Origin of the sequence: Pseudomonas sp. LPH60, from assembly GCF_030718165.1 — a bacterium.
Taxonomy (GTDB): domain Bacteria; phylum Pseudomonadota; class Gammaproteobacteria; order Pseudomonadales; family Pseudomonadaceae; genus Aquipseudomonas; species Aquipseudomonas danubii.
Genome location: NZ_JAVAJH010000001.1, coordinates 351,142 through 376,849 on the forward strand (window position 1 = coordinate 351,142; position 25,708 = coordinate 376,849).

At 61.6% G+C, this 25,708-nt stretch carries 25 protein-coding genes; 7 read left to right on the forward strand and 18 right to left on the reverse strand.

Annotated features, from left to right (window positions below):
• Window positions 1–52: 52 nt before the first annotated feature.
• The 5 genes from dnaX (at window position 53) to Q8O96_RS01700 (ending at window position 5,732) form a co-directional block, all read left to right on the forward strand.
• Window positions 53–2,164 carry a DNA polymerase III subunit gamma/tau gene (gene dnaX / locus Q8O96_RS01680; RefSeq protein WP_305948252.1) on the forward strand — a complete coding sequence of 704 codons (2,112 nt, stop codon included), beginning with the start codon at window positions 53–55 and terminating at the stop codon, window positions 2,162–2,164.
• Window positions 2,165–2,230: 66 nt separating this feature from the next.
• Window positions 2,231–2,569 (forward strand): YbaB/EbfC family nucleoid-associated protein, encoded by a 339-nt coding sequence (locus Q8O96_RS01685; protein WP_305948253.1) that lies wholly within the window; start codon window positions 2,231–2,233, stop codon window positions 2,567–2,569.
• A 208-nt stretch (window positions 2,570–2,777) separates the two neighbouring features.
• Window positions 2,778–3,821, forward strand: a complete 1,044-nt coding sequence (locus Q8O96_RS01690; RefSeq protein ID WP_305948254.1) for an NADP-dependent oxidoreductase — start codon at window positions 2,778–2,780, stop codon at window positions 3,819–3,821.
• Window positions 3,822–3,878: 57 nt separating this feature from the next.
• Window positions 3,879–4,481: a recombination mediator RecR gene (gene recR, locus Q8O96_RS01695; RefSeq protein WP_102863810.1), complete on the forward strand. Its 603-nt coding sequence runs from the start codon at window positions 3,879–3,881 to the stop codon at window positions 4,479–4,481.
• Between the two features lie 102 nt (window positions 4,482–4,583).
• The gene (locus Q8O96_RS01700; protein WP_110652564.1) at window positions 4,584–5,732 is read left to right on the forward strand and encodes an acyl-CoA dehydrogenase family protein; all 1,149 of its coding nucleotides are present in this window, start codon (window positions 4,584–4,586) and stop codon (window positions 5,730–5,732) included.
• Between the two features lie 33 nt (window positions 5,733–5,765).
• On the opposite strand, the gene Q8O96_RS01705 is transcribed toward Q8O96_RS01700, so the two are convergent.
• A complete protein-coding gene (locus Q8O96_RS01705; RefSeq protein WP_102863808.1) occupies window positions 5,766–6,314 on the reverse strand; it encodes an adenine phosphoribosyltransferase in 549 nt (182 codons plus the stop codon).
• An 81-nt stretch (window positions 6,315–6,395) separates the two neighbouring features.
• Window positions 6,396–7,130, reverse strand: a complete 735-nt coding sequence (gene fnr / locus Q8O96_RS01710) for a fumarate/nitrate reduction transcriptional regulator Fnr (protein WP_102863807.1) — start codon at window positions 7,128–7,130, stop codon at window positions 6,396–6,398.
• Between the two features lie 153 nt (window positions 7,131–7,283).
• Between fnr and Q8O96_RS01715 the strand changes: the two genes are divergently transcribed.
• Window positions 7,284–7,763: a hypothetical protein gene (locus Q8O96_RS01715; RefSeq protein ID WP_102863806.1), complete on the forward strand. Its 480-nt coding sequence runs from the start codon at window positions 7,284–7,286 to the stop codon at window positions 7,761–7,763.
• On the opposite strand, the gene hemN is transcribed toward Q8O96_RS01715, so the two are convergent.
• The 14 genes from hemN to ccoN (Q8O96_RS01785) all read right to left on the reverse strand — a co-directional run bounded on the left by hemN (window position 7,760) and on the right by ccoN (Q8O96_RS01785) (window position 22,067).
• Complete coding sequence (hemN, locus tag Q8O96_RS01720; RefSeq protein ID WP_102863805.1) at window positions 7,760–9,142, reverse strand: oxygen-independent coproporphyrinogen III oxidase; 1,383 nt, start codon at window positions 9,140–9,142, stop codon at window positions 7,760–7,762. The genes Q8O96_RS01715 and hemN overlap by 4 nt on opposite strands.
• 148 nt (window positions 9,143–9,290) lie before the next feature.
• On the reverse strand, window positions 9,291–9,974 hold the full coding sequence (locus Q8O96_RS01725) for a sulfite exporter TauE/SafE family protein (RefSeq protein ID WP_102863804.1): 684 nt from the start codon (window positions 9,972–9,974) through the stop codon (window positions 9,291–9,293).
• Window positions 9,967–10,197, reverse strand: coding sequence for a cbb3-type cytochrome oxidase assembly protein CcoS (gene ccoS / locus Q8O96_RS01730; protein WP_102863803.1), 231 nt, complete (start codon window positions 10,195–10,197; stop codon window positions 9,967–9,969). The genes Q8O96_RS01725 and ccoS overlap by 8 nt, the downstream gene beginning before the upstream one ends.
• Window positions 10,198–10,218: 21 nt before the next feature.
• Window positions 10,219–12,669, reverse strand: a complete 2,451-nt coding sequence (locus Q8O96_RS01735; protein WP_110596942.1) for a heavy metal translocating P-type ATPase — start codon at window positions 12,667–12,669, stop codon at window positions 10,219–10,221.
• A 100-nt stretch (window positions 12,670–12,769) separates the two neighbouring features.
• Window positions 12,770–13,306, reverse strand: a complete 537-nt coding sequence (locus Q8O96_RS01740; protein WP_102863801.1) for a FixH family protein — start codon at window positions 13,304–13,306, stop codon at window positions 12,770–12,772.
• 18 nt (window positions 13,307–13,324) lie between these two features.
• The gene (gene ccoG / locus Q8O96_RS01745; protein ID WP_305948255.1) at window positions 13,325–14,740 is read right to left on the reverse strand and encodes a cytochrome c oxidase accessory protein CcoG; all 1,416 of its coding nucleotides are present in this window, start codon (window positions 14,738–14,740) and stop codon (window positions 13,325–13,327) included.
• Window positions 14,741–15,133: 393 nt separating this feature from the next.
• Window positions 15,134–16,111, reverse strand: a complete 978-nt coding sequence (ccoP, locus tag Q8O96_RS01750; protein ID WP_305948256.1) for a cytochrome-c oxidase, cbb3-type subunit III — start codon at window positions 16,109–16,111, stop codon at window positions 15,134–15,136.
• Window positions 16,108–16,293, reverse strand: a complete 186-nt coding sequence (locus Q8O96_RS01755) for a CcoQ/FixQ family Cbb3-type cytochrome c oxidase assembly chaperone (protein WP_011060239.1) — start codon at window positions 16,291–16,293, stop codon at window positions 16,108–16,110. Before Q8O96_RS01755 ends, ccoP (Q8O96_RS01750) begins: the two co-directional genes overlap by 4 nt.
• A gap of 5 nt (window positions 16,294–16,298) precedes the next feature.
• Window positions 16,299–16,907: a cytochrome-c oxidase, cbb3-type subunit II gene (gene ccoO, locus Q8O96_RS01760; protein WP_102863798.1), complete on the reverse strand. Its 609-nt coding sequence runs from the start codon at window positions 16,905–16,907 to the stop codon at window positions 16,299–16,301.
• A complete protein-coding gene (gene ccoN / locus Q8O96_RS01765) occupies window positions 16,907–18,349 on the reverse strand; it encodes a cytochrome-c oxidase, cbb3-type subunit I (RefSeq protein ID WP_102863797.1) in 1,443 nt (480 codons plus the stop codon). The genes ccoO (Q8O96_RS01760) and ccoN (Q8O96_RS01765) overlap by 1 nt, the downstream gene beginning before the upstream one ends.
• A 496-nt stretch (window positions 18,350–18,845) precedes the next feature.
• Window positions 18,846–19,793, reverse strand: coding sequence for a cytochrome-c oxidase, cbb3-type subunit III (ccoP, locus tag Q8O96_RS01770; RefSeq protein WP_102863796.1), 948 nt, complete (start codon window positions 19,791–19,793; stop codon window positions 18,846–18,848).
• The gene (locus Q8O96_RS01775) at window positions 19,790–20,020 is read right to left on the reverse strand and encodes a cbb3-type cytochrome c oxidase subunit 3 (RefSeq protein ID WP_016967269.1); all 231 of its coding nucleotides are present in this window, start codon (window positions 20,018–20,020) and stop codon (window positions 19,790–19,792) included. Before Q8O96_RS01775 ends, ccoP (Q8O96_RS01770) begins: the two co-directional genes overlap by 4 nt.
• Before the next feature lie 3 nt (window positions 20,021–20,023).
• Complete coding sequence (gene ccoO / locus Q8O96_RS01780; protein ID WP_102863795.1) at window positions 20,024–20,632, reverse strand: cytochrome-c oxidase, cbb3-type subunit II; 609 nt, start codon at window positions 20,630–20,632, stop codon at window positions 20,024–20,026.
• Window positions 20,633–20,642: 10 nt separating this feature from the next.
• On the reverse strand, window positions 20,643–22,067 hold the full coding sequence (ccoN, locus tag Q8O96_RS01785; RefSeq protein WP_102863794.1) for a cytochrome-c oxidase, cbb3-type subunit I: 1,425 nt from the start codon (window positions 22,065–22,067) through the stop codon (window positions 20,643–20,645).
• 99 nt (window positions 22,068–22,166) lie between these two features.
• Here ccoN (Q8O96_RS01785) and Q8O96_RS01790 point away from each other — a divergent pair, with 99 nt between their 5' ends.
• Complete coding sequence (locus Q8O96_RS01790; RefSeq protein WP_305948257.1) at window positions 22,167–22,862, forward strand: alpha/beta family hydrolase; 696 nt, start codon at window positions 22,167–22,169, stop codon at window positions 22,860–22,862.
• A gap of 167 nt (window positions 22,863–23,029) precedes the next feature.
• On the opposite strand, the gene Q8O96_RS01795 is transcribed toward Q8O96_RS01790, so the two are convergent.
• Together Q8O96_RS01795 and Q8O96_RS01800 are read right to left on the reverse strand one after the other, a co-directional pair.
• On the reverse strand, window positions 23,030–24,595 hold the full coding sequence (locus tag Q8O96_RS01795) for a PAS domain-containing methyl-accepting chemotaxis protein (RefSeq protein ID WP_102863792.1): 1,566 nt from the start codon (window positions 24,593–24,595) through the stop codon (window positions 23,030–23,032).
• Between the two features lie 218 nt (window positions 24,596–24,813).
• Complete coding sequence (locus tag Q8O96_RS01800) at window positions 24,814–25,605, reverse strand: CPBP family intramembrane glutamic endopeptidase (RefSeq protein WP_110652567.1); 792 nt, start codon at window positions 25,603–25,605, stop codon at window positions 24,814–24,816.
• Window positions 25,606–25,708: the final 103 nt, after the last annotated feature.

Below are 25,708 nucleotides of genomic sequence, written 5' to 3' on the forward strand. Positions count from 1 at the left end.
CCTTGCTCCGCTAGCATTACCGGCTTCCGCTTTCCAGTTGCGACGGTTTTCGATGAGTTATCAGGTTCTTGCACGTAAATGGCGTCCGCGCTCGTTCCGCGAAATGGTCGGCCAGACCCATGTGCTCAAGGCTCTGATCAATGCCTTGGACAGCCAGCGGCTGCACCACGCCTATCTGTTTACCGGCACCCGCGGGGTGGGCAAGACCACCATCGCGCGGATCATTGCCAAATGTCTGAATTGTGAAACAGGCATCACTTCCACGCCGTGCGGCACCTGTTCGGTGTGCTGCGAGATCGACGAAGGACGCTTCGTCGACCTGATCGAGATCGACGCCGCGAGCCGGACCAAGGTCGAGGACACTCGTGAACTGCTGGATAACGTGCAATACGCGCCGAGCCGCGGGCGCTTCAAGGTCTACTTGATCGACGAAGTGCACATGCTTTCCAGTCACTCGTTCAACGCCTTGCTCAAGACCCTCGAAGAGCCGCCACCCTACGTCAAGTTCATCCTCGCAACCACCGACCCGCAGAAGCTGCCGGCGACCATTTTGTCCCGTTGCCTGCAGTTCTCCCTGAAGAACATGACCCCCGAACGGGTGGTCGAGCACCTGAGCCACGTGCTGGGTGTAGAGAACGTGCCGTTCGAAGACGACGCATTGTGGCTGCTGGGCCGCGCCGCCGACGGCTCGATGCGTGACGCCATGAGCCTGACCGATCAGGCCATCGCCTTCGGTGAAGGCAAGGTCATGGCCGCCGACGTGCGAGCGATGCTCGGCACCCTCGATCACGGCCAGGTCTATGACGTTCTCCATGCCCTGATCAATGGTGACGCCAAGGCGTTGCTGGAGGCTGTGCGCCATCTGGCGGAGCAGGGCCCGGACTGGAACGGCGTGCTCTCGGAAATTCTCAACGTGCTGCACCGGGTAGCGATTGCCCAGGCGTTGCCCGAAGGGGTCGACAACGGTCATGGCGATCGTGACCGGGTACTGGCTCTGGCCCAGGCGCTGCCGGCTGAAGACGTACAGTTTTATTACCAGATGGGCCTGATCGGCCGTCGCGACCTGCCGTTGGCGCCGGACCCGCGAGGGGGCTTCGAAATGGTCCTGCTGCGGATGCTGGCCTTCCGCCCAGCGGACACCGCCGATGCACCGAGACAGCCGCTAAAGCCAGTGGGGATCAGCCAGGCCACAGTTGATTCCGCCCAAGCCGTGGCGGTACCAGCACCTGCTGTGCCTGTGGCTCCCGTTACTCCTATTGCCAGCGCGCCGGTCGCATTGGCTGCCGCTCCGGCTCCGATTCCAGCTCCGCCGGTCGCGCCTGTACCTGTCGCGCCGCCGGTTGCCGAAGCGGTTGCCGTCGAAGCGGTTGACGTCGAGCCTGAGCCGGTGGCCGCCGAGGAGGTGGTCGACCTGCCTTGGAACGATCCGGTAGTGCCGCAGATCGAGCAGCAACCAGCTGTTGAACCGGTGCTGGAAGTGGTGGCCGAACAGCCCGAGCTGACGCCAATGCCAACTCCAACGCCCGACAGCGTGGTGCCGGATGCGCCGGAGTGGGTCAGTGCGCCGGTGCCCGAGCCGAGCGTGGCCGAGGTCGACGCTGCCACCCCGGGCATTGATCTGGACGACGAGCCGCCCCTGGACGAGGACTACATCGAGCCGGACATGGATTCGGCCTACAGCTACCTGGACGAGTTGGCCAGCGAGCACGTCGCCGATCCGGCCCCGGAGCCCGAGCCCGAACCTGCTGCCAAGCCGGCCACCGGCCTGGCCTTGGAGTGGCTGCAACTGTTCCCGAAACTGCCGATTTCCGGCATGACCGGCAGCATCGCCGCCAACTGCACCCTGATGGCCGTAGAGGGCGACAACTGGCTGTTGCACCTGGACCCGGCCCACAGCGCACTGTTCAACGCCACTCAGCAGCGCCGGCTCAATGACGCGCTGAACCAGTACCACGGACGTACCCTGACCCTGACCATCGAGCTGATCAAGCCCGAGCAGGAAACCCCGGCCCAGGCGGCTTCGAGGCGTCGGGCCGACCGTCAGCGCGAGGCGGAGGACTCGATCCACGGCGATCCGTTCATCCAGCAGATGGTCCAGGAGTTCGGCGCCGTGGTGCGCCAGGATACTATTGAACCTGTCGAGGCCCTGGCCGCTCAGGGTTGATCACTTAAAGGGCGCCGGACCCTGGGTCGGGCGCTGTTTCAATCCCCGTACTTTGAGGTAATTCCCATGATGAAAGGTGGCATGGCCGGCCTGATGAAGCAGGCCCAGCAAATGCAAGAAAAAATGGCCAAGATGCAGGAAGAACTGGCCAACGCTGAAGTCACCGGCAAGGCTGGCGGCGACATGGTCACTGTGGTCATGACCGGTCGTCACGACATCAAGCGTGTGAGCATCGACCCGAGCCTGCTGGCAGGCGTCAGCGAAGATGACCGTGAAGTGCTGGAAGACCTGTTTGCCGCTGCGGTCAATGATGCCGTGCGCAAGATCGAGTCCAACAGCCAGGAAAAAATGTCCGGCATGACTGCCGGCATGCAACTGCCTCCAGGCATGAAGCTGCCGTTCTGAGTCGCCCAGGCGCTTCGGATGGACGCAAAAAGCCAGGCCTTGAGCCTGGCTTTTTTTATCCTGTCGATAAGCACTGCGCTGTTCGTGGGAGCTGGATTGCGGGCGAAGGCTGCCGCCGATCCGTCTGTAGAAACATCGAACGCCACGGCCCTCGCGGGGTCTGCACCCTATACAGTCCTTTCCAACCCTCGATACAGGAGTGTCTGTGATGTCGCAAACATTGACCCTCAACCAGCGTGTGGTGCTGGTCTCTCGTCCCCAGGGTGCACCGGTCCCTGAGAACTTCCGTCTGGAGCGGGTCGCCTTGCCGGAGCTGGCGGACGGCCAAGTCCTGCTGCAGACCCTCTACCTGTCCCTGGACCCCTACATGCGCGGCCGCATGAGTGACGCGCCGTCCTACGCCGCACCGGTGGAAATCAATGAAGTCATGACCGGTGGCGCGGTGAGTCGGGTCGAGCGTTCGCTGAATCCGAAGTTCCAGGAAGGCGATCTGGTCGTGGGGGCCACTGGCTGGCAGAGCCACTGCATCAGTGATGGTCGTAACCTGATTCCGGTGCCTTCCGGCCTGCCCAGCCCCTCCATGGCCTTGGGCGTGCTGGGTATGCCAGGTATGACTGCCTACATGGGGCTGATGGACATCGGTCAGCCCAAGGCCGGGGAAACCCTGGTGGTGGCTGCGGCGTCCGGCGCTGTGGGCTCGGTGGTAGGGCAGGTGGCCAAACTCAAGGGGCTGCGGGTGGTGGGTGTGGCCGGTGGCGCGGACAAGTGCCGCTACGTGGTCGAGGAGCTGGGTTTCGACGCCTGCATCGATCACAAGAGCGCCGATTTTGCCGCTGAGCTGGCCCAGGCCTGCTGCAAGGGCGTGGACATCTATTTCGAGAACGTCGGTGGCAAGGTGTTCGATGCCGTGCTGCCCTTGCTCAATCCCAAGGCGCGCATTCCCTTGTGCGGGTTGATCGCCCAGTACAATGCTCAGGAACTGCCGCCAGGCCCGGACCGTCTGCCGCTGTTGCAGCGCGCCTTGTTGACCAAGCGGGTGCGGATCCAGGGCTTTATCGTCTTCGACGACTATGGTGACCGGCATCCAGAATTCATCAAGGCCATGGCGCCCTGGGTGCGCGAAGGCAAGGTCAAGTTCAAGGAAGATGTGGTCGAAGGCCTGGAGCAGGCGCCTGAAGCCTTCATCGGCCTGCTGGAGGGGCGCAACTTTGGCAAGCTGGTGGTCAAGGTTGCCGCACACGCGAGTATTTGACGCTACCCTGAGGCGCGGGTATAAACCGCGTCTCGTCGTTTTGTCGGACCTTTGCCCATGAGCTTCAGCCCCCTGATTCGCCAACTGATCGATGCCCTGCGCACCTTGCCGGGCGTGGGTCAGAAAACCGCCCAGCGCATGGCCTTGCAGCTGCTTGAACGTGATCGCAGTGGTGGTTTGCGCCTGGCCCAGGCCTTGAGCCAGGCCATGGAAGGGGTGGGGCATTGCCGTCAATGCCGGACACTGACTGAAGACGAGCTGTGCCCGCAGTGTGCCGACCCGCGTCGCGACGACAGCTTGCTCTGCGTGGTGGAAGGACCGATGGATGTGTACGCGGTGGAACAGACCGGCTATCGCGGTCGATATTTCGTGCTCAAGGGGCACTTGTCACCGCTGGACGGTCTAGGGCCCGAAGCGATCGGTATTCCGCAGTTGCTGGCACGGATCGAGGAGCAAGGGAGCTTCAGCGAAGTGATCCTGGCCACCAACCCGACCGTGGAAGGCGAGGCTACTGCGCACTACATCGCCCAACTGCTGACCAACAAAGGCCTGATCACTTCGCGTATTGCCCACGGCGTGCCTCTGGGGGGCGAGCTGGAGCTGGTGGACGGCGGCACCCTGGCCCATTCCTTCGCCGGTCGCAAACCCATAGCGCTTTAACGCGGTAGGAGCCGGCTTGCCGGCGAAAGACCCGCCACACATTTTCTTGAAAACCAAGCAAGCGCTTGGTAAGTTCCCTCGACCCTTCAGAGGAGCTTGCCGATGTCTGCCTGCCAGGAATACTTCGACCCCAGCCACCAGTTGGTCCGTGACAGCGTGCGACGTTTCGTCGAACGGGAAATTCTCCCCGAGATCGATCAGTGGGAGGAGGCTGAAAGCTTCCCCCGCGAGCTGTATCTCAAGGCCGGTGCGGCAGGGATTCTGGGGATCGGCTATCCCGAAGCCCTGGGGGGCAGTCACGAAGGTGACCTGTTCGCCAAGATCGCCGCCAGTGAAGAGCTGATGCGCAGCGGTTCCGGCGGCCTGGTGGCAGGGCTGGGTTCCCTGGATATCGGCCTGCCGCCCATCGTCAAATGGGCTCGACCCGAAGTGCGGGACCGAGTGGCACCCCAAGTGCTGTGCGGCGAGAAAATTTGCGCTCTGGCGGTGACGGAGCCCAGCGGCGGCTCTGACGTGGCCAACCTGCAAACTCGCGCCGTGCGTGATGGCGATCATTATCGGGTCAGTGGCAGCAAGACCTTTATCACCAGCGGCGTACGCGCCGATTTCTACACCGTTGCGGTGCGTACCGGTGAGCCCGGTTACGGCGGCATCAGCTTGCTGCTGATCGAAAAGGGCACGCCGGGCTTCACCGTGGGGCGACAGCTGAAAAAGATGGGCTGGTGGGCCTCGGACACTGCCGAACTGTTCTTTGACGATTGCCGGATACCGGTGGGCAACCTGATCGGTGCCGAGAACATGGGCTTTGCCTGCATCATGGGCAATTTCCAGAGCGAACGCCTGGCCCTGGCGCTGATGGCCAACATGACGGCGCAGATGGCTCTGGAGGAAAGCCTGAAGTGGGCCCGCGAGCGCGAGGCGTTCGGCAAGCCCATCGGCAAGTTCCAGGTGCTCAAGCATCGTCTGGCGGAGATGGCTACGGCTCTGGAAGTCTCGCGGGAGTTCACCTATCGCCAGGCGGCGAAGATGGCCGCCGGCAAGAGTGTGATCAAGGAAATCTCCATGGCCAAGAACGTTGCCACCGATACCGCCGACCGTATTACCCATGATGCGGTGCAGATACTCGGTGGCATGGGCTATATGCGCGAGAGCCTGGTGGAGCGCCTGTATCGCGACAACCGTATTCTCTCGATCGGCGGCGGCACTCGCGAGGTGATGAACGAAATCATCAGCAAGCAGATGGGTCTGTAGAAACCTGCTTGCTGGTGAATACGCGGGTAGATCCTAGCGCTCAGTCAGCGAGAACTGCGTCAGGCAGAAGGTTGGGATGCCCATGTCTTCCAGTTTCTGCGAGCCGCCCAGCTCCGGCAGGTCGATGATGGCGGCGGCCTCGTAGATCTTCGCCCCCATGCGCCGTACCAGATTGGCCGCGGCGATCAGGGTGCCGCCGGTGGCGATCAGGTCATCGAACATCAGTACCGAATCGCCTTCGCACAGACTGTCGGCGTGGACTTCGAGAAAGGCTTCGCCGTATTCGGTCTGATAGCCCTCGGCGAGCACGTCCGCAGGCAGCTTGCCCTGTTTGCGAAACAGGATCAGCGGCTTATTCAGTTGGTAGGCAATGATCGAGCCGATCAGGAAGCCCCGGGCATCCATGGCACCGATGTGGCTGAAGTCTTCTTCGACATAACGCTGGGCGAAACTGTCGGCTACCAGGCGCAAGGCCCGGGGAGACTGGAACAGAGGGGTAATGTCGCGGAAGATCACGCCCGGTTTCGGGAAGTCGATGACAGGGCGGATCAGGGATTTGATGTCGAAGGAATCGAAGGCCATCTTCAGGTGTCCTGGCGGGCAAATAGGCCGCGCCAGTATACCCGCGACCGAGCGGCTTGGCTCAGTCGCAAGTGCTGTGGTTCAGCCGTCTACCGAGCCGCCGGCCAGGGCGCAGAGCTGGATCGGATCGAGGATGTGCACTTCCTTGCCTTCGGCGGCAATCAGTTCGTTCTGTTGGAAACGGGTGAACACCCGGGATACGGTTTCCACCGCCAGGCCCAGGTAGTTGCCAATTTCGTTGCGCGACATGCTCAAGCGGAACTGGTTGGCCGAGAAGCCTCGTGCGCGGAAACGTGCGGAGAGGTTGACCAGGAAGGTAGCGATGCGCTCGTCTGCGGTCTTTTTCGACAGCAGCAGCATCATCTGCTGATCGTCACGGATTTCACGGCTCATGACCCGCATCAACTGACGGCGCAGTTGCGGCAGTTGCAGAGCCAGTTCGTCGAGGCGTTCGAAGGGAATCTCGCACACCGAGGTGGTTTCCAGGGCTTGTGCCGAAACCGGATGGCTTTCGGTATCCATGCCGGACAGCCCCACCAGCTCGCTGGGGAGGTGGAAACCGGTGATCTGTTCTTCGCCGCCGTCACTGAGGCTGAAGGTTTTCAGGGCACCTGAACGCACGGCATACACCGAGTCGAAGCCGTCACCCTGACGGAACAGGAATTCGCCTTTTTTCAATGGGCGGCCACGTTTGACGATTTCGTCCAGCGCGTCCATGTCTTCCAAATTCAAGGAAAGTGGCAGGCACAGAGGGGCCAGGCTGCAATCCTTGCAATGGGCCTGGTTATGAGCGCGCAGTTTAACTGGCTCGGACATTCTAGAATCCTTGTGGGAAAACACACATAAGCCGTAAGGGTAACTCACGGGAGGAGGTTCCGGCCAGTCCGTGCCGTATTGATTGTTAGTCGTAAAGCATTCCTTTTATGAGTCGATAACCAGTTAACAAAGTTAACTTGGAGAGCTGAAACTATGTCCTCTGTTGGCGGTATTACTAATGGCAGCAACAACTTGCAGCTACTTTCAGAGACCTCGAAAGGCAGTGATGACGATGAACTAAGGAACTCTCCATTAGTTGCTGAATCGGTGATCGGAGAGGGCGTCAAAGTGTCGCTGTCGGGCGTTGGATTGCAGAAATCCTCCAGTGCTGCGGGCGATGACCGTGACATCGAGGAAAGCGGCCTGCCCGAAAATATTCAACAACTCCTCAAAATGATCAGAAAATTGCAACAACAGATTGCCGAAAAGCTTGCCCGGCTTCAGGCAGTCATGGCCGACAAACACCTGAGCCCTGAAGAGGCCAAGGCGAAGGTTGCCAGCTTGCAGTCTGCCCTGGCGAGCCTGAACAGCGGTTTGCTGACCGCCAATGCCTCCCTGGCCAAGGCGATGAAAGAGGCAGGTCTGAGCCCCGAGCAGGTGATGAAGGCCGCTTCCCTGATCATGAAGTCCTAGATCACCCGGGAAAAACGCTGGCGATTCTGTTGGCCCAGGTATGCATCGAAGATCATGCACACCGAGCGCACCAACAGGCGTCCTGCTGGAAGTACGATAATCGCCTCGGCGCTGAGTTGAATCAGGCCATCTTCGGCCATCTCCTGCAGATCCGGCCATAGTTCGTTGAAGTAGCCACGAAAGTCGATATTGAATGCTTTTTCTATATCTTCGAACTTAAGACTAAAGTTGCAGATCAGTTGTTGAATAACTTCGCGGCGCAGACGGTCGTCGGTGTTGCATACCAAGCCACGACTAGTGGCCAGTTGTGCACCCGCCAAAGCATTTTGATACTGGGTCAAGTCACTGCTGTTCTGGCAGTAGAGATCCCCGATCTGACTGATGGCCGATACTCCCAGCCCAATCAAGTCGCAATGACCATGTGTGGTGTAACCCTGGAAGTTGCGTTGCAGGGTCGACTCCTCCTGGGCGATTGCCAACTCGTCATCGGGCAGGGCGAAATGGTCCATGCCGATGTAGCGATAACCAGCTGCGGTCAATTGCTCGATGGTGCGTTGCAGCATTTCCAGTTTCTCTGCCGGAGCCGGCAGCTCATTGCCATTGATCCGCCGTTGCGGCATGAAGCGCTCGGGCAGATGGGCATAGTTGAAGACTGAGAGGCGATCCGGTTGCAGGCTGATCACTTCTTCCACGGTGCGGGCGAAGTGCTCTGGTGTCTGCTTGGGCAGGCCGTAGATCAGGTCGATGTTGATGGAGCGAAATTGCAGGGTACGGGCCGCTTCGATCACGGCCCGGGTTTCCTCCAGGCTCTGCAGGCGATTGACCGCCCGTTGTACCGCCGGGTCCAGATCCTGCAGGCCAATGCTGACCCGATTGAAGCCCAGCTCCCGGAGCAGGCCCATGGTGGACCAGTCGGCTTCCCGGGGGTCGATCTCGATACCGTAATCCCCGGAATCATCGTCCAGCAGGTTGAAGTGCTTGCGCAGCAGCGCCATCAGTTGGCGCAGCTCATCGTGATTGAGAAAGGTCGGGGTGCCGCCGCCGAAGTGCAACTGCTCGACCCGCTGGTTGGGCGCCAGGTGGCAGGCGATCAGTTGCATCTCCTGTTCCAGGCGTTGCAGGTAGGGCAGGGCGCGGCTGCGATCCTTGGTGATGACCTTGTTGCAGGCGCAGTAGTAGCAGATGTTGGCGCAGAACGGGATGTGTACGTACAACGACAACGGGCGCTGGGCCTTGCGGCTGTCGCGCAGGGCGTGCAGCAGATCGAAGGCGCCGACCTGGCTGTTGAATTGCACCGCGGTCGGGTATGAGGTGTAGCGTGGTCCCGCCAGGTCATAGCGGCGGATCAGATCTGTGTCCCAACGAATGGCGTCGAGCATGCGGGAATTCCCCCGGATAGGCTGGCAGTGTTCGCGAGTCTAGGGGGTTAGGGCTGCGGCCATCTTGATTTGTATCAAGGGTGTTCGGGAGCCGCTGAGGTAGCGCCGACGGGGCGTGCAAGCCCTGTAGTCGGGCACTTTCCTGGGATCAGTGGCCCATCAGCCAGTGCTGGTGAGGACCAGGCAGGGTCCAGATGCCGAACAGCATGACCAGCAGCCCTCCGGCCATGCGCACGCTGCGACGGCGCAGCAGGGCGGTGACCCGTTCTGCCGCGAGGCCCGTGGCCAATAGCACAGGCCAGGTGCCGAGGCCGAACGCCAGCATTAGCAGAGCGCTGTCCAGAGCGTTGCCCTGGCTCGCCGACCACAGCAGGGTGCTGTACACCAAGCCGCAAGGCAGCCAGCCCCAGAGCGCACCCAGGAGCAGTGCACGAGGCAGGCTGGAAACTGGCAGCAGGCGGTTGGCGACAGGCTGGATATGCCGCCACAGGCCCCGTCCAAGGCCTTCGATGCGGGTCAGGCCGCTCCACCAGCCGGCCAGGTACAGGCCCATGGCGATCAACAGCAAGCCAGCCAGTACCCGCATGAACAGCGCCACCGGGCTGCTGGCCACGGCCCAGCCAGCCAGGCCCAGCAGCAGGCCGGCCAGGGCATAACTGAGGATGCGCCCCAGGTTGTAGGCCAGTAGCAGGCGGAAACGCCGGCTGCGTTGCTCCTGGGGAATGGCCAGGGTCAGAGCGCCCATCAGGCCGCCACACATGCCCAGGCAATGCCCTCCACCCAGCAAGCCAAGGATCACCGCCGAAACCAATAGGGGAGCCAGCTCAAGCATGAGGTGGTTCCGCTTTCTTGACCGGCTCGGCGTCGTTGCCTGGCTGGCCCTTGGCTTCGTCCACCGCTGCGGTGTGGCTAGGGTCTTGATCGTCGAACAGGATGCTGTGGGCCGGGCCGTCGAGGTCGTCGTACTGACCGCTGTCGACGGCCCAGAAGAAGATATAGATGGCGATGGCCACGATCAGCAGGGCGGCCGGAATCATCACATATAGAGCTGGCATCTGGACTCCAGGCCCGGCGGCTCAGGCCGGCAACAGGCGGGTTTCGGGGGCGCCGGCGCTGTCGGCTGACCGCGGCATGCGGGTCAGGCGCAGGGCATTGAGCACCACGGTCAGGGAACTGATGGACATGCCGATTGCAGCCCAGACCGGAGTGATCCAGCCCAGGGCGGCGAACGGCAGCATCAGGCCATTGTACAGCCCGGCCCAAAGCAGGTTCTCGATGATTACCCGGCGGGTCCGGCGGGCCAGGCTGAAGGCCTGCACCAGTGCGTCCAGGCGGTTGGACAGGAGCACTGCATCGGCGCTGGTTTTGGCCAGGTCGGTGGCCGAACCCATGGCCACGCTGATGTCGGCGGCGGCCAGCACCGGCACATCGTTGACCCCGTCGCCGAGCATCAGCACTTTGCGGCCCTGTTGATGCAGCTGTTGCAGTACCTGCAGCTTGTCATCCGGGCGCAGGCCACCACGGGCCTCGTCGATCTGTAGTTCGGCTGCGACGCTGGCCACCATCGGTGAGCTGTCCCCGGACAGTAGCAGGGTATGCCAGCCGCGAGCCTTGCAGGCGGCCAGGAGGGCTGGGGCGTCGCTGCGCAGCCGGTCATCGAGCACCAGCCAGGCGAGGGCACCCTGGCTGTCACCCAACAATAGCCACTGGCCGGCTTCATCGGGCATCGAGGGCACCGGGCAACCGCTGAGTTCGCAGACGAATGCCGGCTGGCCGATGCGCAAGCGCTGTGTGCCCACCAAGCCTTCCAGGCCCAGCCCCGGGCTGCTGGTGACCTCTTCGGCCGCTACTGGAGCACGGCCGAAAGCCCGGGCAATAGGGTGCTCGGAGCGGTTCTCCAGGGCGGCCGCGAGGCTCAGGCAGTCATCGCTGGACAGCGGCCCCAAGGGGCGAATGGCGCGCAGTGCCAGGCGTCCTTCGGTGAGGGTGCCGGTCTTGTCGAAAATCACCGTGTCGATCTGGTTCAGGCCTTCGAGCACATGGCCGCGGGTCAACAGCAGACCGAGCTTGTGCAGAGTGCCGGTGGCGGCGGTCAGGGCCGTTGGGGTGGCCAGGGACAGCGCGCAAGGGCAGGTGGCAACCAGCATGGCCAGGACGATCCAGAAGGCGCGCGAGGCATCCAGTTGCCACCACAGCAGGCCGATGGCTGCTGCAGCGATCAATGAAAACAGCAGGAACCACTGGGCCGCGCGGTCGGCGACCTCCGCGAGCCGCGGTTTCTCTGCCTGAGCCCGATCCAGCAGGCGGACGATGGCGGACAGCCGGGTGTCCTGGCCCAGGGCCTGAACCTCCACCGTCAGCGCGCCTTCGACGTTCAGGGTGCCGGCAGTGACGCTATCTCCCAGGCTGCGTGGTTGCGGCAGGTACTCGCCGGTGAGCAGGGATTCGTCGATGCTCGACTGGCCGTCGAGGATCTTTCCATCGGCCGGCAGCACCGCGCCAGGATGCACCAGTACCCGGTCGCCCAGGCGCAGTTCGGTGAGCAGGATGCGTTCACTCTGGCCGTCCTGGCCCAGGCGCAGGCAGGAGGCAGGCAACAGGTTGACCAACTGCGCTGTGGCCGCTGCGGTGCGTTCCCGGGCCCGACGTTCCAGGTAGCGGCCGGCGAGAAGGAACAGCGCGAACATGCCCACAGCGTCGAAGTACAGTTCGCCGACACCGCTGATGGCGGTCCAGATTCCTGCCAGGTAGGCCCCGCCAATGGCCAGGGACACCGAGACATCCATGGTCAGGTGACGGGTGCGCAAGTCGCGCATGGCGCCCTTGAAGAAAGGTGCGCAGCTGTAGAACACGATGGGAGTGGTGAGGAACAGTGCGACCCAGCGCAGGATGGTGTGCAACTCCGGGCTCAGGTCGATATTGAATTCCGGCCAGGTGGCCATGGTCGCCATCATGGCCTGGAACCACAGCAGTCCGGCGACCCCCAGCTGGCGCAGGGCCAGGCGGTTTTCGCTGGCCAGTTGCTCGGAGGCGCGGTCCGGCTGGTAGGGGTGGGCGGCGTAGCCGATGTGCCGCAGTTCGCTGAGAACCTGGCTCAGGGGCAGTTGGCTATCGGCCCAGCGCACATGCAGGCGGTGGTTGGAAAGGTTGAGGCGGGCCTCGACCACTGCTGGCAGGCTGCGCAGGTGTTTTTCGATCAGCCAGCCACAGGCGGCGCAACTGATGCCTTCCATGAGCAGTGTGGTTTCCGCCAGCTCGCCTTCGTGGCGGACAAAGGGCTGTTGCACGTCGGCACGGTCGTACAGTGCCAATTCGTCCAGCAACTGCACAGGCAAGGCTTCGGGGTTGGCCGAGGCTTCACTGCGGTGGCTGTAGTAATGCTCCAGGCCCCCAGCAACAATGGCTTCGGCCACCGCCTGGCAGCCCGGGCAGCAGAACTCCCGAGGCTCGCCGAGCACGACGGCGGTGAACCGGCTGCCAGTGGGAACCGGCAGGGCGCAGTGGTAGCAGGGCAGTGGCGTGGTCATCGGCGGTCTTTGTGGTCGGGAAAAAACTCATCGCCGGCCAGTCGCCTGCAACCCGGGTGACGGGGAGGGCGGCGGGCCGGCGATGGACGACAGGTGTTGTTCAGTTCAGGTCTTCCGCCCCTTGCAGCGGCTCATCGCCCAGCAGCAGGTCTTTGTCGTGGCTGACTTGTTCCTCTTCGAACATGCGCCAGGTCTTGTCGCCTTCGACTCCCAGCAGCTCGACGAAGCGCCGGCCTTCGACCTGATCGCTCAACTGGCCAATGTAGCGACCTTGTTCGGTTTCGCTGCGGGTGAGGGCGATCTTGCGGTCTTTCTCGGGCTGGGTCGGCGAGATCAGGTTCAGCTCCAGGGTCTTGGGCTGGCTGTTACCGCTCAGGCGCAGTTCCACTTCGCCGGTCAGTTCGTCGAGGTGCACGTTGGCGCGCATCTTCAGGGTCTGGGCCAGCAGTTCACGGTCCAGGGAGCGGTTGATGCCCTTGCCAGCCTCGTAGTAGTTGTCGTTGACCAGGTTGTCCGGGTTGTTCACGGCAATGGTCACCATGGACAGGGTCAGGGTCACCGAGCAGGCGAGGATGCCAATGATGATCCAGGGCCAGAGGTGTTTGTACCAGGGGCTGGTGGTGGTAGCTGCGGGCATGATCACTTCTCTTGGCTCTTAACGAATTTGTGGGCCGATGAACCGGCTCTTGGCTTCAACGTGGACGCTGTCATCGTCGGCATCCTTGAGGATGAACTTCACCTCGTTGGTGGTCGATGGCAGTTGCTCTGGAGCGATGGACAGTTCCACTGGCATGCTGACGATATCGCCGGCCTCCACGTGGATCTCGCGCTTGCCTTGCAGCTTCAGGTCCGGCAGGCCAGCGGCATCGAGCACGTAGGTGTGGTCGCGCTGGTCCTTGTTCATGATCTTCAGGCTATAGACGTTTTCGATCCGGCCTTCTGAGTTTTCGCGGTACAGCACCCGGTCCTTGCTGACATCGAAGCCCACCAGCGAGCGCATGAAGAACGCGGTGACCAGCAGGCTGATCATGGCCAGTAACACCAGGGCGTAACCGATCAGGCGCGGACGCAGTTTATGGGTTTTCTGTCCGGAGAGGTTGTGTTCGGTGGTGTAGCTGATGAGTCCGCGTGGGTACTCCATCTTGTCCATGATGCTGTCGCAGGCGTCGATACAGGCGGCGCAGCCGATGCATTCGATCTGCAGGCCATCTCGGATATCGATGCCGGTGGGGCAGACCTGGACGCACATGGTGCAATCGATGCAGTCGCCCAGACCCTGGGCCTTGTAGTCGGCGCCCTTCTTGCGTGGGCCACGGCTTTCACCACGGCGCGGATCGTAGGACACGATCAGGGTGTCCTTGTCGAACATCACGCTCTGGAAGCGCGCATAGGGGCACATGTAGATGCACACTTGCTCGCGCAGCCAACCGGCGTTGCCGTAAGTGGCCAGGGTGAAGAAACCGACCCAGAAGTACGACCAGCCATCGGCCTGGCCCGTGAAGAACTCGATGACCAGTTCGCGGATGGGCGAGAAGTAGCCGACGAAGGTCATGCCGGTGGCGAAGCCAATCAACAGCCAGAGGCTGTGCTTGCTGAGTTTGCGCAGGAACTTGTTGGCGCTCATGGGCGCCTTGTCCAACTTGATGCGCTGATTGCGGTCGCCTTCGGTGACTTTCTCGCACCACATGAAAATCCAGGTCCAGACGCTCTGCGGGCAGGTGTAGCCGCACCAGATACGTCCGGCATAGACGGTGATGAAGAACAGGCCGAAAGCGGCAATGATCAACAGTCCCGAGAGCAGGATGAAGTCCTGGGGCCAGAACGTGGCGCCAAAGATGAAGAACTTACGTTCCGGCAGGTTCCACCAGACGGCCTGGTGACCACCCCAGTTGAGCCACACGGTGCCGAAGTACAGCAGGAATAATCCGGCGCCGCCCAGCATGCGCAGATTGCGGAACAGGCCAGTGAAGGCGCGGGTGTAGATTTTTTCCCTGGAGGCGTAGAGGTCGACGCTGTTGGTCGCGTTTTTGGCAGGCGGGGTAACGTCTTGTACGGGAATCTGGTTGCTCATCATTGCATCCCACGGCAGTGGAAAAATGCCTCGGCCAGTACATGCCGGCCGGGGTCAAAAGGGGTGTTGCAGTGGCGCAATGATACGCCTGTAGCTCTAGCGCAAGGGTGCGACCTTTGGTCGCGTTGGGGGAAATCAACTGATGGTGTAATGACTTGAATCAATTGACTTACGAATTATGGACCCATTTGCAGGCGGCGCCGTTCAATTCTTCCAGGGAGTGATCAGGCGGACTCCGCAGGCCTCAAAGTCCTTCTTGTTCTAGAAATGTTACTACCGGGTTGCCGGGAAGGGTGATCCACCGTCGAGCACCAGCCGATGCAAGGCGCAAACAAAACGGCCCCGTCAATTTTCATTGGCGGGGCCGTTGGGTATTGCTTTCAGGCGTCGGTCTTACTCGGCGTCGGCCTGCTTGTTACCGTGGGACAGGCTGTAGACATAGGCGGCCAGCAGGTGAACCTTGTCATTGCCTTGCAGTTGTTCCTGGGCAGGCATCACGCCCTGACGGCCATGACGAATGGTCTGCTGCAGTTGGGCGAAGCTCGATCCGTAGATGAAGGCTGCCGGGTGAGTCAGGTTCGGGGCGCCCATGGCCGGTGTGCCTTTGCCTTCCGGACCGTGGCAGACCGCGCAGTTGGCGGCGAACAACTTCTGACCATTGACCGGGTCGGCCTTGATGCCTTCCGGCAACTTGCGGCCGTCGAGGTTGGTCAGGACATAAGCGGCAACGTCACTGACGCCCTGTTCCTTGATCACGTCCACCCAGGCCGGCATCACCGCGTGGCGACCGCCCATGATGGAGGCCTTGATGGTTTCCGGCTCGCCGCCCCAACGCCAGTCGGCGTCAGTCAGGTTAGGGAAGCCATAGGCGCCCTTGGCGTCGGAACCGTGGCAGACCGAGCAGTTGGACGCGAACAGGCGACCGCCCATTTTCAGGGCTTGCGGGTCCTTGGCCACTTCTTCGATAGGCATGGCGGCGTACTTGGCGAAGATCGGACCGAACTTGGCGTCTGACTTGACCATTTCCTTTTCCCACTCATGCACACCGGTCCAGCCGGGCTGGCCGTTGGCAAACGGGGTCTGCTTCTCGTTATCGAGGTAGTTGTAGCCCGGCAGGACGCCTTTCCAGTTGCCCAGGCCCGGGTACAGCACCAGGTAACCCAGGGCGAAGACGATGGTGCCGACAAACAGCATGAACCACCACTGTGGCAGCGGGTTGTCGTACTCCTCGATCCCGTCGAAGGAGTGGCCGACCGTCTCGTCGGTCTGCTCGGTGCGCTGGCCCTTGCGGGTCGACAGCAGCAGCCAGGTCAGGGCGAAGATGGTACCCAGACTGAGGACTGTGACGTACAGACTCCAGAACGTAGTCATTCTTTGTTACTCCTAGAAGCTTGCTCGACGTGCTTGATGGCGTCGGGATCATCCGCGAACGGCAGCAAGGTCGCGTCTTCAAACTCGGACTTGCGCTTGGGGCTGAACACCCAGAGCGCCAAGCCGATGAAGGCCACCATCACAACAAGGGTGCCCAGGCCACGAATCATCCCGATATCCATCTAGATCACCGTTTGCTTTTGATGATGGTGCCCAGGCCTTGCAGATAGGCCACCAGCGCGTCCATTTCGGTTTTGCCCTTCACAGCATCCTGAGCGCCGGCGATGTCTTCGTCGGTGTAAGGGACGCCGAGTGTGCGCAAGACTTCCATTTTCTTCGCGGTGTCTTTGCCGTCGAGCTTGTTTTCTACGAGGAACGGATAAGCCGGCATCTTCGACTCGGGGACCACGTTGCGCGGGTTGTACAAGTGCGCACGCTGCCAGTCATCGGAGTAGCGGCCGCCGACACGGGCCAGGTCCGGGCCGGTACGCTTGGAACCCCACAGGAACGGGTGGTCCCAGACGCTTTCACCGGCCACCGAGTAGTGGCCATAGCGTTCGGTTTCAGCGCGGAACGGACGGATCATCTGCGAGTGGCAGCCGACACAGCCGTTGGCGATGTAAACGTCGCGACCTTCCAGTTCCAACGCGGTGCGCGGCTTCATGCCCTCCACCGGCTTGTTGGTAACGTCCTGGAAGAACAGCGGGACGATCTGGGTCAGGCCGCCGATGCTGACGGCGATGACCATGAAGAAGGCCAGTAGGCCAATGTTCTTCTCGACTACTTCGTGCTTCATCAGTGAGCTCCAACTACAGCGATCTGAGCGGCGGCTTCAGCTTCAGCCGGGTTCGAGGCGCGAACGGTGCGGAACACGTTGTACGCCATGATCAGCATGCCGGCGGCGAAGAACGCACCGCCCAGAGCGCGGACGATAAAGCCCGGGTGACTGGCTTGCAGCGCTTCGACGAAGGAGTAGGTGAGGGTGCCGTCATCGTTGATTGCACGCCACATCAGGCCCTGGGTAATGCCGTTGACCCACATCGAGGCGATGTAGAGCACGGTACCGATGGTGGCCAGCCAGAAGTGGGTGTTGATCAGGCCGGTGCTGTGCATCTGCTGACGACCGAAGACTTTCGGGATCAGGTGGTACAGGGCGCCGATGGAGATCATTGCTACCCAGCCCAGAGCGCCAGCGTGTACGTGGCCGATGGTCCAGTCGGTGTAATGCGAGAGCGAGTTGACGGTCTTGATCGCCATCATCGGACCTTCGAAGGTCGACATGCCGTAGAACGCCAGGGACACCACCAGAAAGCGCAGGATCGGGTCGGTGCGCAGCTTATGCCAAGCACCCGACAGGGTCATCATGCCGTTGATCATGCCGCCCCAGCTGGGTGCCAGCAGGATGATCGACATGGCCATGCCCAGGGACTGGGCCCAATCCGGCAGTGCGGTGTAGTGCAGGTGGTGCGGACCGGCCCAGATGTACAGGGTGATCAGCGCCCAGAAGTGCACGATGGACAGGCGATAGGAGTAGATCGGACGCTCGGCCTGCTTGGGTACGAAGTAGTACATCATCCCCAGGAAGCCGGTGGTCAGGAAGAAGCCCACGGCGTTGTGGCCATACCACCACTGGATCATGGCGTCAGTCGCACCGGCATAGGCCGAATAAGACTTGAAGAAGCTGACCGGCAGGGAGGCGTGGTTGACGATGTGCAGCATCGCGGTCACCACGATGAAGGCACCGTAGAACCAGTTACCGACGTAGATGTGCTTGGTCTTGCGCTTGGTGATGGTGCCAAAGAACACCAGGCCGTAGGTGACCCAGACGATCGCCAGCAGGATAGCCAGGGGCCATTCCAGTTCGGCGTATTCCTTGGTGGTGGTGTAACCCAGTGGCAGGGTCACGATCGCGCCGACGATCACCGCTTGCCAACCCCAGAAGGTGAAGGCCGCAAGGCTGTCGGAAATCAGTCGCGTCTGGCAGGTTCGCTGCACGACATAGTAAGAGGTGGCAAACAATGCACATCCACCGAAGGCGAAGATCACCAGGTTGGTGTGCAGCGGGCGCAGGCGTCCAAAGGTCGTCCATGGCAGATCGAAGTTCAACTCCGGCCAGACCAGTTGCGAGGCGATGAAGACACCGAGCCCCATGCCAAGGATCCCCCAGACCACCGTCATGATGGCGAACTGGCGGACTACCTTATAGTTATAAGCAGTCGGACTGATTGCTGTGCTCATTCTAAGGTTCCACGGTTTGGGTGTTTTATTAGGGATAAAAATCGGCCGCAAGTATGGAGAAAGCAGGGGGTCATTGCAACGCGCCATGACCTGGGTCAATGCGTTCCATGCCTGATTCTGCGGCCTTTCCCTATGCCGAGTAGGGACAAAAATTGCCCTCGGACAAAATGTCGCAGTGGACAAAAAACTTGGGGTGTCAGGTCAGTTGTAACCGGGTGTGTGGAAGTCCGCGGATCAGCTGACAGGTGGTAAGCCAGTCGACAGCCGGTATAAACCAGCCTTTGCGGCCTGTCATCGAGCGAAAGCTTCGAACGTCAAGGATACCGATGGCCTGTGACCGGTCATTGCCAGTCCACTTCGGGGCAAGCTTAGACCTGATTCGGATCAGTGCAAAGGCGGTGGGGGAGAGGGGTGCGACACTTGGTCGCAAAGAGGCAGGAGGGAAAGCTTCAAGCGGCAAGCTGCAAGTGAAATCTCGCAGCTTGCCGTTGATCTTTTACTGGTCGCTTTCTGCTTGTGGCTTGTTGCTGTTGTGGTGGGAGAGGCTGTACACGTAGGCGGCCAGCAGTTGCACCTTGTCATTGCCGAGCAGTTCGCTCTGCGCCGGCATATGACCCTGGCGACCGTGGCGGATAGTCTGCTGCAGTTGCGCCAGGCTGGTGCCGTAGATGAAGCCGGCAGGCTGGGTCAGGTCGGGCGCGCCCATGATCTGGGTGCCCTTGCCGTCGGCGCCGTGACAGGCCACGCAGGTGGTGCTGAACGCTTGCTGCCCGGCCACCAGGTCGGCGTCGCTGTCCGCTGGCAGGGGCAGGCCGGCCAGTTCGTGACGGACATAAGCCGCTACGTTCTTCACGCCTGCTTCCTTGAGCACTTCACCCCAGGCCGGCATGGCCGCCATGCGGCCGCCCATGATGGTGGCCTTGATGGTGTCGGCGCTGCCGCCCCACCGCCAGTTGTCGTCCGCCAGGTTGGGGAAGCCGAAGGCACCCTTGGCGTCAGAGCCGTGGCACACCGAGCAGTTGGACGCGAACAGGCGTCCGCCCATCTTCAGTGCTTGTGGGTCCTTGGCCACTTCTTCCACGGGCATGGCTGCGAATTTGGCGAAGATCGGCCCAAATTTCACATCCGCCTTGGCCATTTCCTTTTCCCATTCCTTGGTCTGGGTCCAGCCGTCTTCATAGCCCGGCAGAATGCCTTTCCAGTTGCCCAGGCCCGGGTAGAGGATCAGGTAGCCCACGGAAAACACCAGGGTCCCGGCGAACAGCAGGAACCACCATTGCGGCAGGGGGTTGTCGTACTCCTCGATGCCATCGAACGCGTGGCCCATGGTCTGGTCCACGCTGCCCTTGGTTTCACCCTTGCGGGTGCCGACCAGCAGCCAGGTCAGGCCGATCAGGCTGCCGATGGTCAGTACGCAGATCCACGTACTCCAGAAGGTGGTCATGGCCGAATGCTCCTTGTTGCAGGCTCTTGAGGTTGAGCGTCATCAGTTGTATTGCCGGCCGGTGCCGCACCCGGCATCGGGTCGTCGGCGAAGGGCAGCAGGCGTGCCTGGGCAAACTCGGGATTGCGTTTTGAGTTGAACACCCAGATCGACAGACCGACGAAGGCGATCATCACCACCAGGGTCCCGAGCCCGCGGATCATGCCGCTATCGAGTTCAAAACCCATGGCTCACCTCTTGCTCTTGATCGCAGTGCCAAGCACTTGCAGGTAGGACACCAGGGCGTCCATCTCGGTCTTGCCCTTGAGCGAGGCGGTGGCCCCGGCGATGTCGTCGTCGGTATAGGGCACGCCGAGGGTGCGCATGACCTTGAGCTTGGTTTCGGTATGGCTGCTGTCCACCGCTGCTGTCACCAGCCACGGGTAGGCCGGCATCTTCGACTCGGGCACAACGTTGCGCGGGTTGTACAAGTGCGCACGGTGCCAGTCATCGGAGTAGCGGCCGCCGACACGGGCCAGGTCCGGACCGGTACGCTTGGAGCCCCACAGGAACGGGTGGTCCCAGACGCTTTCACCAGCCACCGAGTAGTGACCGTAACGTTCGGTTTCAGCGCGGAACGGACGGATCATCTGCGAATGGCACTGTACGCAGCCTTCGCGGATGTAGATGTCGCGGCCTTCCAGTTGCAGGGCGGTGTAGGGCTTCATGCCTTCCACCGGCTTGTTGGTGACGTCCTGGAAGAACAGCGGGACGATCTGGGTCAGACCGCCGATGCTCACCGCGAAGACCATCAGCAGCATCAGCAGGCCGACGTTTTTTTCAATCGTTTCGTGTTTCATGGCGGACTCCTCAGGCCATCTGCGCAGCGGCGTTGACTTCGGCTGGCACGGCGGCACGCACGGTGCGCCAGGTGTTGTAGGCCATCAGGAACATGCCGCTGAGGAAGATCGCACCACCGACCAGTCGCACGATGAAGCCTGGGTGGCTGGCCACCAGGGTTTCGACGAAGGAGTAGGTGAGGGTGCCGTCTTCGTTGACTGCACGCCACATCAGGCCCTGGGCGATACCGTTGACCCACATCGAGGCGATGTAGAGCACGGTACCGATGGTGGCCAGCCAGAAGTGGGTGTTGATCAGGCCGGTGCTGTACATCTGCTCGCGACCGAAGACTTTCGGGATCAGGTGGTACAGCGCGCCGATGGAGATCATCGCCACCCAGCCCAGAGCGCCGGCGTGAACGTGGCCGATGGTCCAGTCGGTGTAGTGGGACAGGGCGTTGACGGTCTTGATCGCCATCATCGGACCTTCGAAGGTCGACATGCCGTAGAACGCCAGGGACACCACCAAGAAGCGCAGGATCGGGTCGCTGCGCAACTTATGCCAGGCACCCGAGAGAGTCATCATCCCGTTGATCATGCCGCCCCAGCTTGGCGCCAGCAGTACCAGGGACATCACCATCCCCAGGGACTGAGCCCAGTCCGGCAGTGCGGTGTAGTGCAGGTGGTGCGGACCGGCCCAGATGTACAGGGTGATCAGTGCCCAGAAGTGCACGATGGACAAGCGATAGGAATACACCGGACGCTCGGCCTGCTTGGGTACGAAGTAGTACATCATCCCCAGGAAGCCCGCGGTCAGGAAGAAGCCCACGGCGTTGTGGCCGTACCACCACTGCACCATTGCATCGGTCGCACCGGCATACACCGAGTAGGACTTGGTGAAGCTGACCGGCAGTTCCAGGTTGTTGACGATGTGCAGGATGGCCACGGTGATGATGAAGGAGCCGAAGAACCAGTTACCCACATAGATGTGTTTGGTCTTGCGCTGCATCACGGTGCCGAAGAACACAATGGCGTAGGCCACCCAGACAATGGTGATCAGGATATCGATCGGCCATTCCAGTTCGGCGTATTCCTTGGAGCTGGTGTAGCCCAGTGGCAGGCTGATAGCCGCCAAGAGGATGACCAGCTGCCAGCCCCAGAAGCAGAACGCGGCGATTTTCGGCGCGAACAACTGAGTCTGACAGGTGCGTTGCACCGAGTAGAACGAGCTGGCAAACAGTGCGCAGCCGCCAAAGGCGAAGATCACCGCGTTGGTGTGCAACGGACGTAGACGGCCGAAGCTGGTCCACGGTAGGTCGAAGTTGAGTTCAGGCCAGACCAACTGGGCAGCGAGAAAAACCCCGAGCCCCATGCCGACGATGCCCCACACCACCGTCATAATGGCGAATTGGCGGACCACCTTGTAGTTGTAGGCGGTACTGATAGAAGTGTTCATGGTTCCCCATCCACGGTTCAGCTGAAGTGAAAGCGACTGCGCACGGCAAGGCGCGCTCACTTCGTCTGGAGTTATAGGCAGACTAAAAGCGAGGCAAGCATGAGCAATGAGCACAAGGCCAGTATTGACGGGGATCAATGGGCGCAGTGCGTGCGAAAACGGGGCTGGTTATGGGAGGTCGCCGCTGTTGCCAGCCCGTTGCAGGCTCCGACCCTGATCCTGGCCCATGGTGCCGGCGCGCCGATGGACAGCGGCTTCATGAACGACATCGCTGTACGCCTTGCCGGGCATGGGGTGAACGTCTTGCGCTTCGAGTTTCCCTACATGGCCCAGCGGCGCCTGGATGGCGGCAAGCGCCCGCCCAACCCGGCACCCAAACTCCTGGAGTGCTGGCGCGAGGTGCATGCCTTGGTGCGACCTTATGTCACTGGGGTTCTGGCGGTGGGCGGCAAGTCCATGGGCGGACGCATGGCCAGTTTGCTGGCCGATGAATTGGCTGCCGATGCCCTGGTGTGCCTGGGCTATCCCTTCTATGCCACCGGCAAGCCGGAGAAGCCGCGGGTGGCGCACTTGGCCGAGTTGGCGACGCCGAGCCTGATCGTGCAGGGCGAGCGTGACGCCCTGGGCAATCGCCAGGCGGTCGAAGCCTACTCACTGGCACCGAGTATCGAGCTGTATTGGCTGACGGCCGCTGATCACGATCTCAAGCCCCTGAAGGCCTCCGGTTGCACCCATGAGCAGCACCTGGAGTCTGCGGCGACCAAGGTCGCTGCGTTCCTGCAAGCACTGGCCTGATCCTGTAGGTGCGGGCTTGCTCGCGAAGCGCTCACCCGGCCCTCGAATTGGTATCGCGGCGTAGATCTGTCGCGAGCAAGCTCGCTCCTGCGGCTGTTGGGCGAGTTCGCAGGCATAAAAAAACCGCAAGCCGGTGCTTGCGGTTTTTTTGTCGCCGGCCCGGGAGCTTAGCGGTTGAAACGCTCCACCAGCGAGTACTGGGTGTGGGCGGTGCGGGTCAGGGCTTCGCTGAGTTCGGCCGAGTGCTGGGCCTGCTCCGAAGTCTGGTCCGCCAGTTGCGCGATGGTGCTGATGTTGCGGCTGATCTCTTCGGCCACCGAGCTTTGCTCTTCGGTGGCGGCAGCGATCTGGGTGGTCATGTCGGTGATGTTGGCCACCGCTTCACTGATGCCCACCAGCGCCTGGTCGGCTTCCAGCACTCGCGCCACGCCTTCTTCGGCCTGACGGTGACCGGCGTCCATGGTTTGCACGGCGGTGGCGGCGGTTTGTTGCAGCTTGGCGATCAGGGTGTGGATCTGCCCGGTGGACTCGCTGGTGCGCTGGGCCAACTGGCGCACTTCATCGGCGACCACGGCAAAGCCGCGGCCCATTTCCCCGGCGCGTGCCGCTTCGATGGCCGCGTTCAAGGCCAGCAGGTTGGTCTGGTCGGCGATGCCCTTGATCACATCCACCACGCCGCCGATCTCGTCGCTGTCCTTGGCCAGCTGGGTCACGGTCAGGCCGGTTTCGCCCACCACCACTGACAGGCGCTGGATGGCTTCGCGGGTTTCCCCGGCGATGTCCCGGCCACGACCGGTGAGGCGATTGGCTTCCTGAGTGGCGTCGGCGGTGCGTTGTACGTGGCTGGCCACTTCCTGGGTGGTGGCAGCCATCTGGTTGACTGCGGTGGCCACCTGCTCGGTCTCTACCCGCTGACGTTCCAGGCCGCTGGAGCTGTTGTGGGCCAGGGTGTCGGACTGGCGAGCCTGCTCGTTGAGGTGCTCGGCGGTGTCCTGCAGGCGGGTCAGGCAGGTCTTCAGGCGCGCTTCCTGGCTCAGGATCGACATTTCCAGGCGTGCCTGGGCGCCGCGGCTGTCGGTGTACATCTGGGCGATCAGCGGGTCGGAGGTGGTCTGCTCGGCCAGGCGCAACAGGCGCTTGAGGCCGCGTTGCTGCCAGCTCAGGCCCAGCAGGCCCAGCGGCACCGAGAGCGCCGCAGCCAGGGCAAAGCCCCAATGGGAGTTGAGCCAGGCGCCGATCATGAAGCTCAGTTGGCTGACCAGAATGAAGGGCAGCCAGTCCTGCAGCACCGGTAGCCACTTGTCACGCTTGGGAATGGCCGACTTGCCGGAGTTGATACGCTGGTAAAGCGCTTCGGCGCGGCGCACTTGTTCGGCGGTGGGCTTGACCCGTACCGATTCGTAACCCACCACCTGGTTGCCTTCGAACACCGGAGTCACATAGGCGTTGACCCAGTAGTGGTCGCCGGTCTTGCAGCGGTTCTTGACGATGCCCATCCATGGCAAGCCTTGTTTCAAGGTGCCCCACATGTGCGCGAACACTGCCGCTGGGACATCAGGGTGACGGACCAGGTTGTGCGGCGCGCGAACCAGTTCTTCACGGGAGAACCCACTGATCTCGACAAAGGCATCGTTGCAGTAGGTGATCACGCCTTTGGCGTCGGTGGTGGAAATCAACCGTTGTTGAGCCGGGAAGGTACGTTCGCGCTGAGTGACAGGCTGGTTATTACGCATGGTTTTTCAATCCGCAAGGCTTTGATGGGTTGTCGGCCGCTTCAGCCGATTATTGAAATTATTTTTCAATAATCGGCGCTGGGTCTCATTAGGCAGAAGCTGTCGCTTGCAAAATGCGCCACCGAGGTTCCGATGGCGTTGGCGAGGCGTTAATCATTGATCTTCTTCCTTGATAGTCAATTGTCCTGAAGTACTGGTTTGGGCAACTTTTCGCTGGGTTATCCGGCGAGCATCGGATAGCTGAACAGGCCGAAATGCAGCAGATTGAGACCGAAGTGCGTAGCAATTGCCGCACCCAGCCCCCCAAAGCGATAGGCCAGACCGTAGCCGACCCCGGCGATGGTCGCCAGTAGGGTCCATTGCCAGCCAGCACCCAGGTGTACCAGGCCAAATAACAGGGCCGCACACAGCAGTGCCAGGTTCTCACCATAGGGAAGGGCCTTGAATTTACGGCTCAGGCCGCCCTGGATGTAACCCCGGAACAGTGCTTCCTCCACCAGGGTGACCAGCAACAGATTGTTCAGCACCCACAACCAGGCCTGATCCGGCCATTTCGGCGCCCAACTGATGATTCCCAGCAGCAATGCTCCGCCCAATGCGGCGATTGCGCACAACGTCAGGGCCAGAACCGTTGCGTAGAGCGACAGACGTAGCGAGCGCCGACCGACGATCCAGGGGCAGACCAAGAGCAGCCAGAAGCCGATCAGCGGTTTGTCCTGATTCAGGTACATGGAGAAGGGCACGGCGTCGTCGGTAAAGCGCTGCGGGTCGATGGCCCGGCCGTTGTAGAAGCCTGGCAGCCAGTGCATGGCCAGAGCCAGGGCGAGCACCACGAACAGGCCGTGGCCCAGGTATTGGCCGATGCGGCTGCGTTGCTGGCGTACGGCAAATCCGGCGCAGAGCAGCAGGAAGATCGAGAGGGCGGCCAGCAGCCCCAGTTGCCCGTAGCTCAGGGCCAGTGCGTAGCCAATAGAAAGGAGTGCCAGATACATCCATGGCAAAGCGGTCATGTGGAATCCTTGTTGCAAAAGAAAGAGGTATTGCAGAAACGTTGTTCAGCGGCGGATCTGTAGTCGCCATTGCGACCGGTGAGTCAGCTTTGGCGGGCGGCAA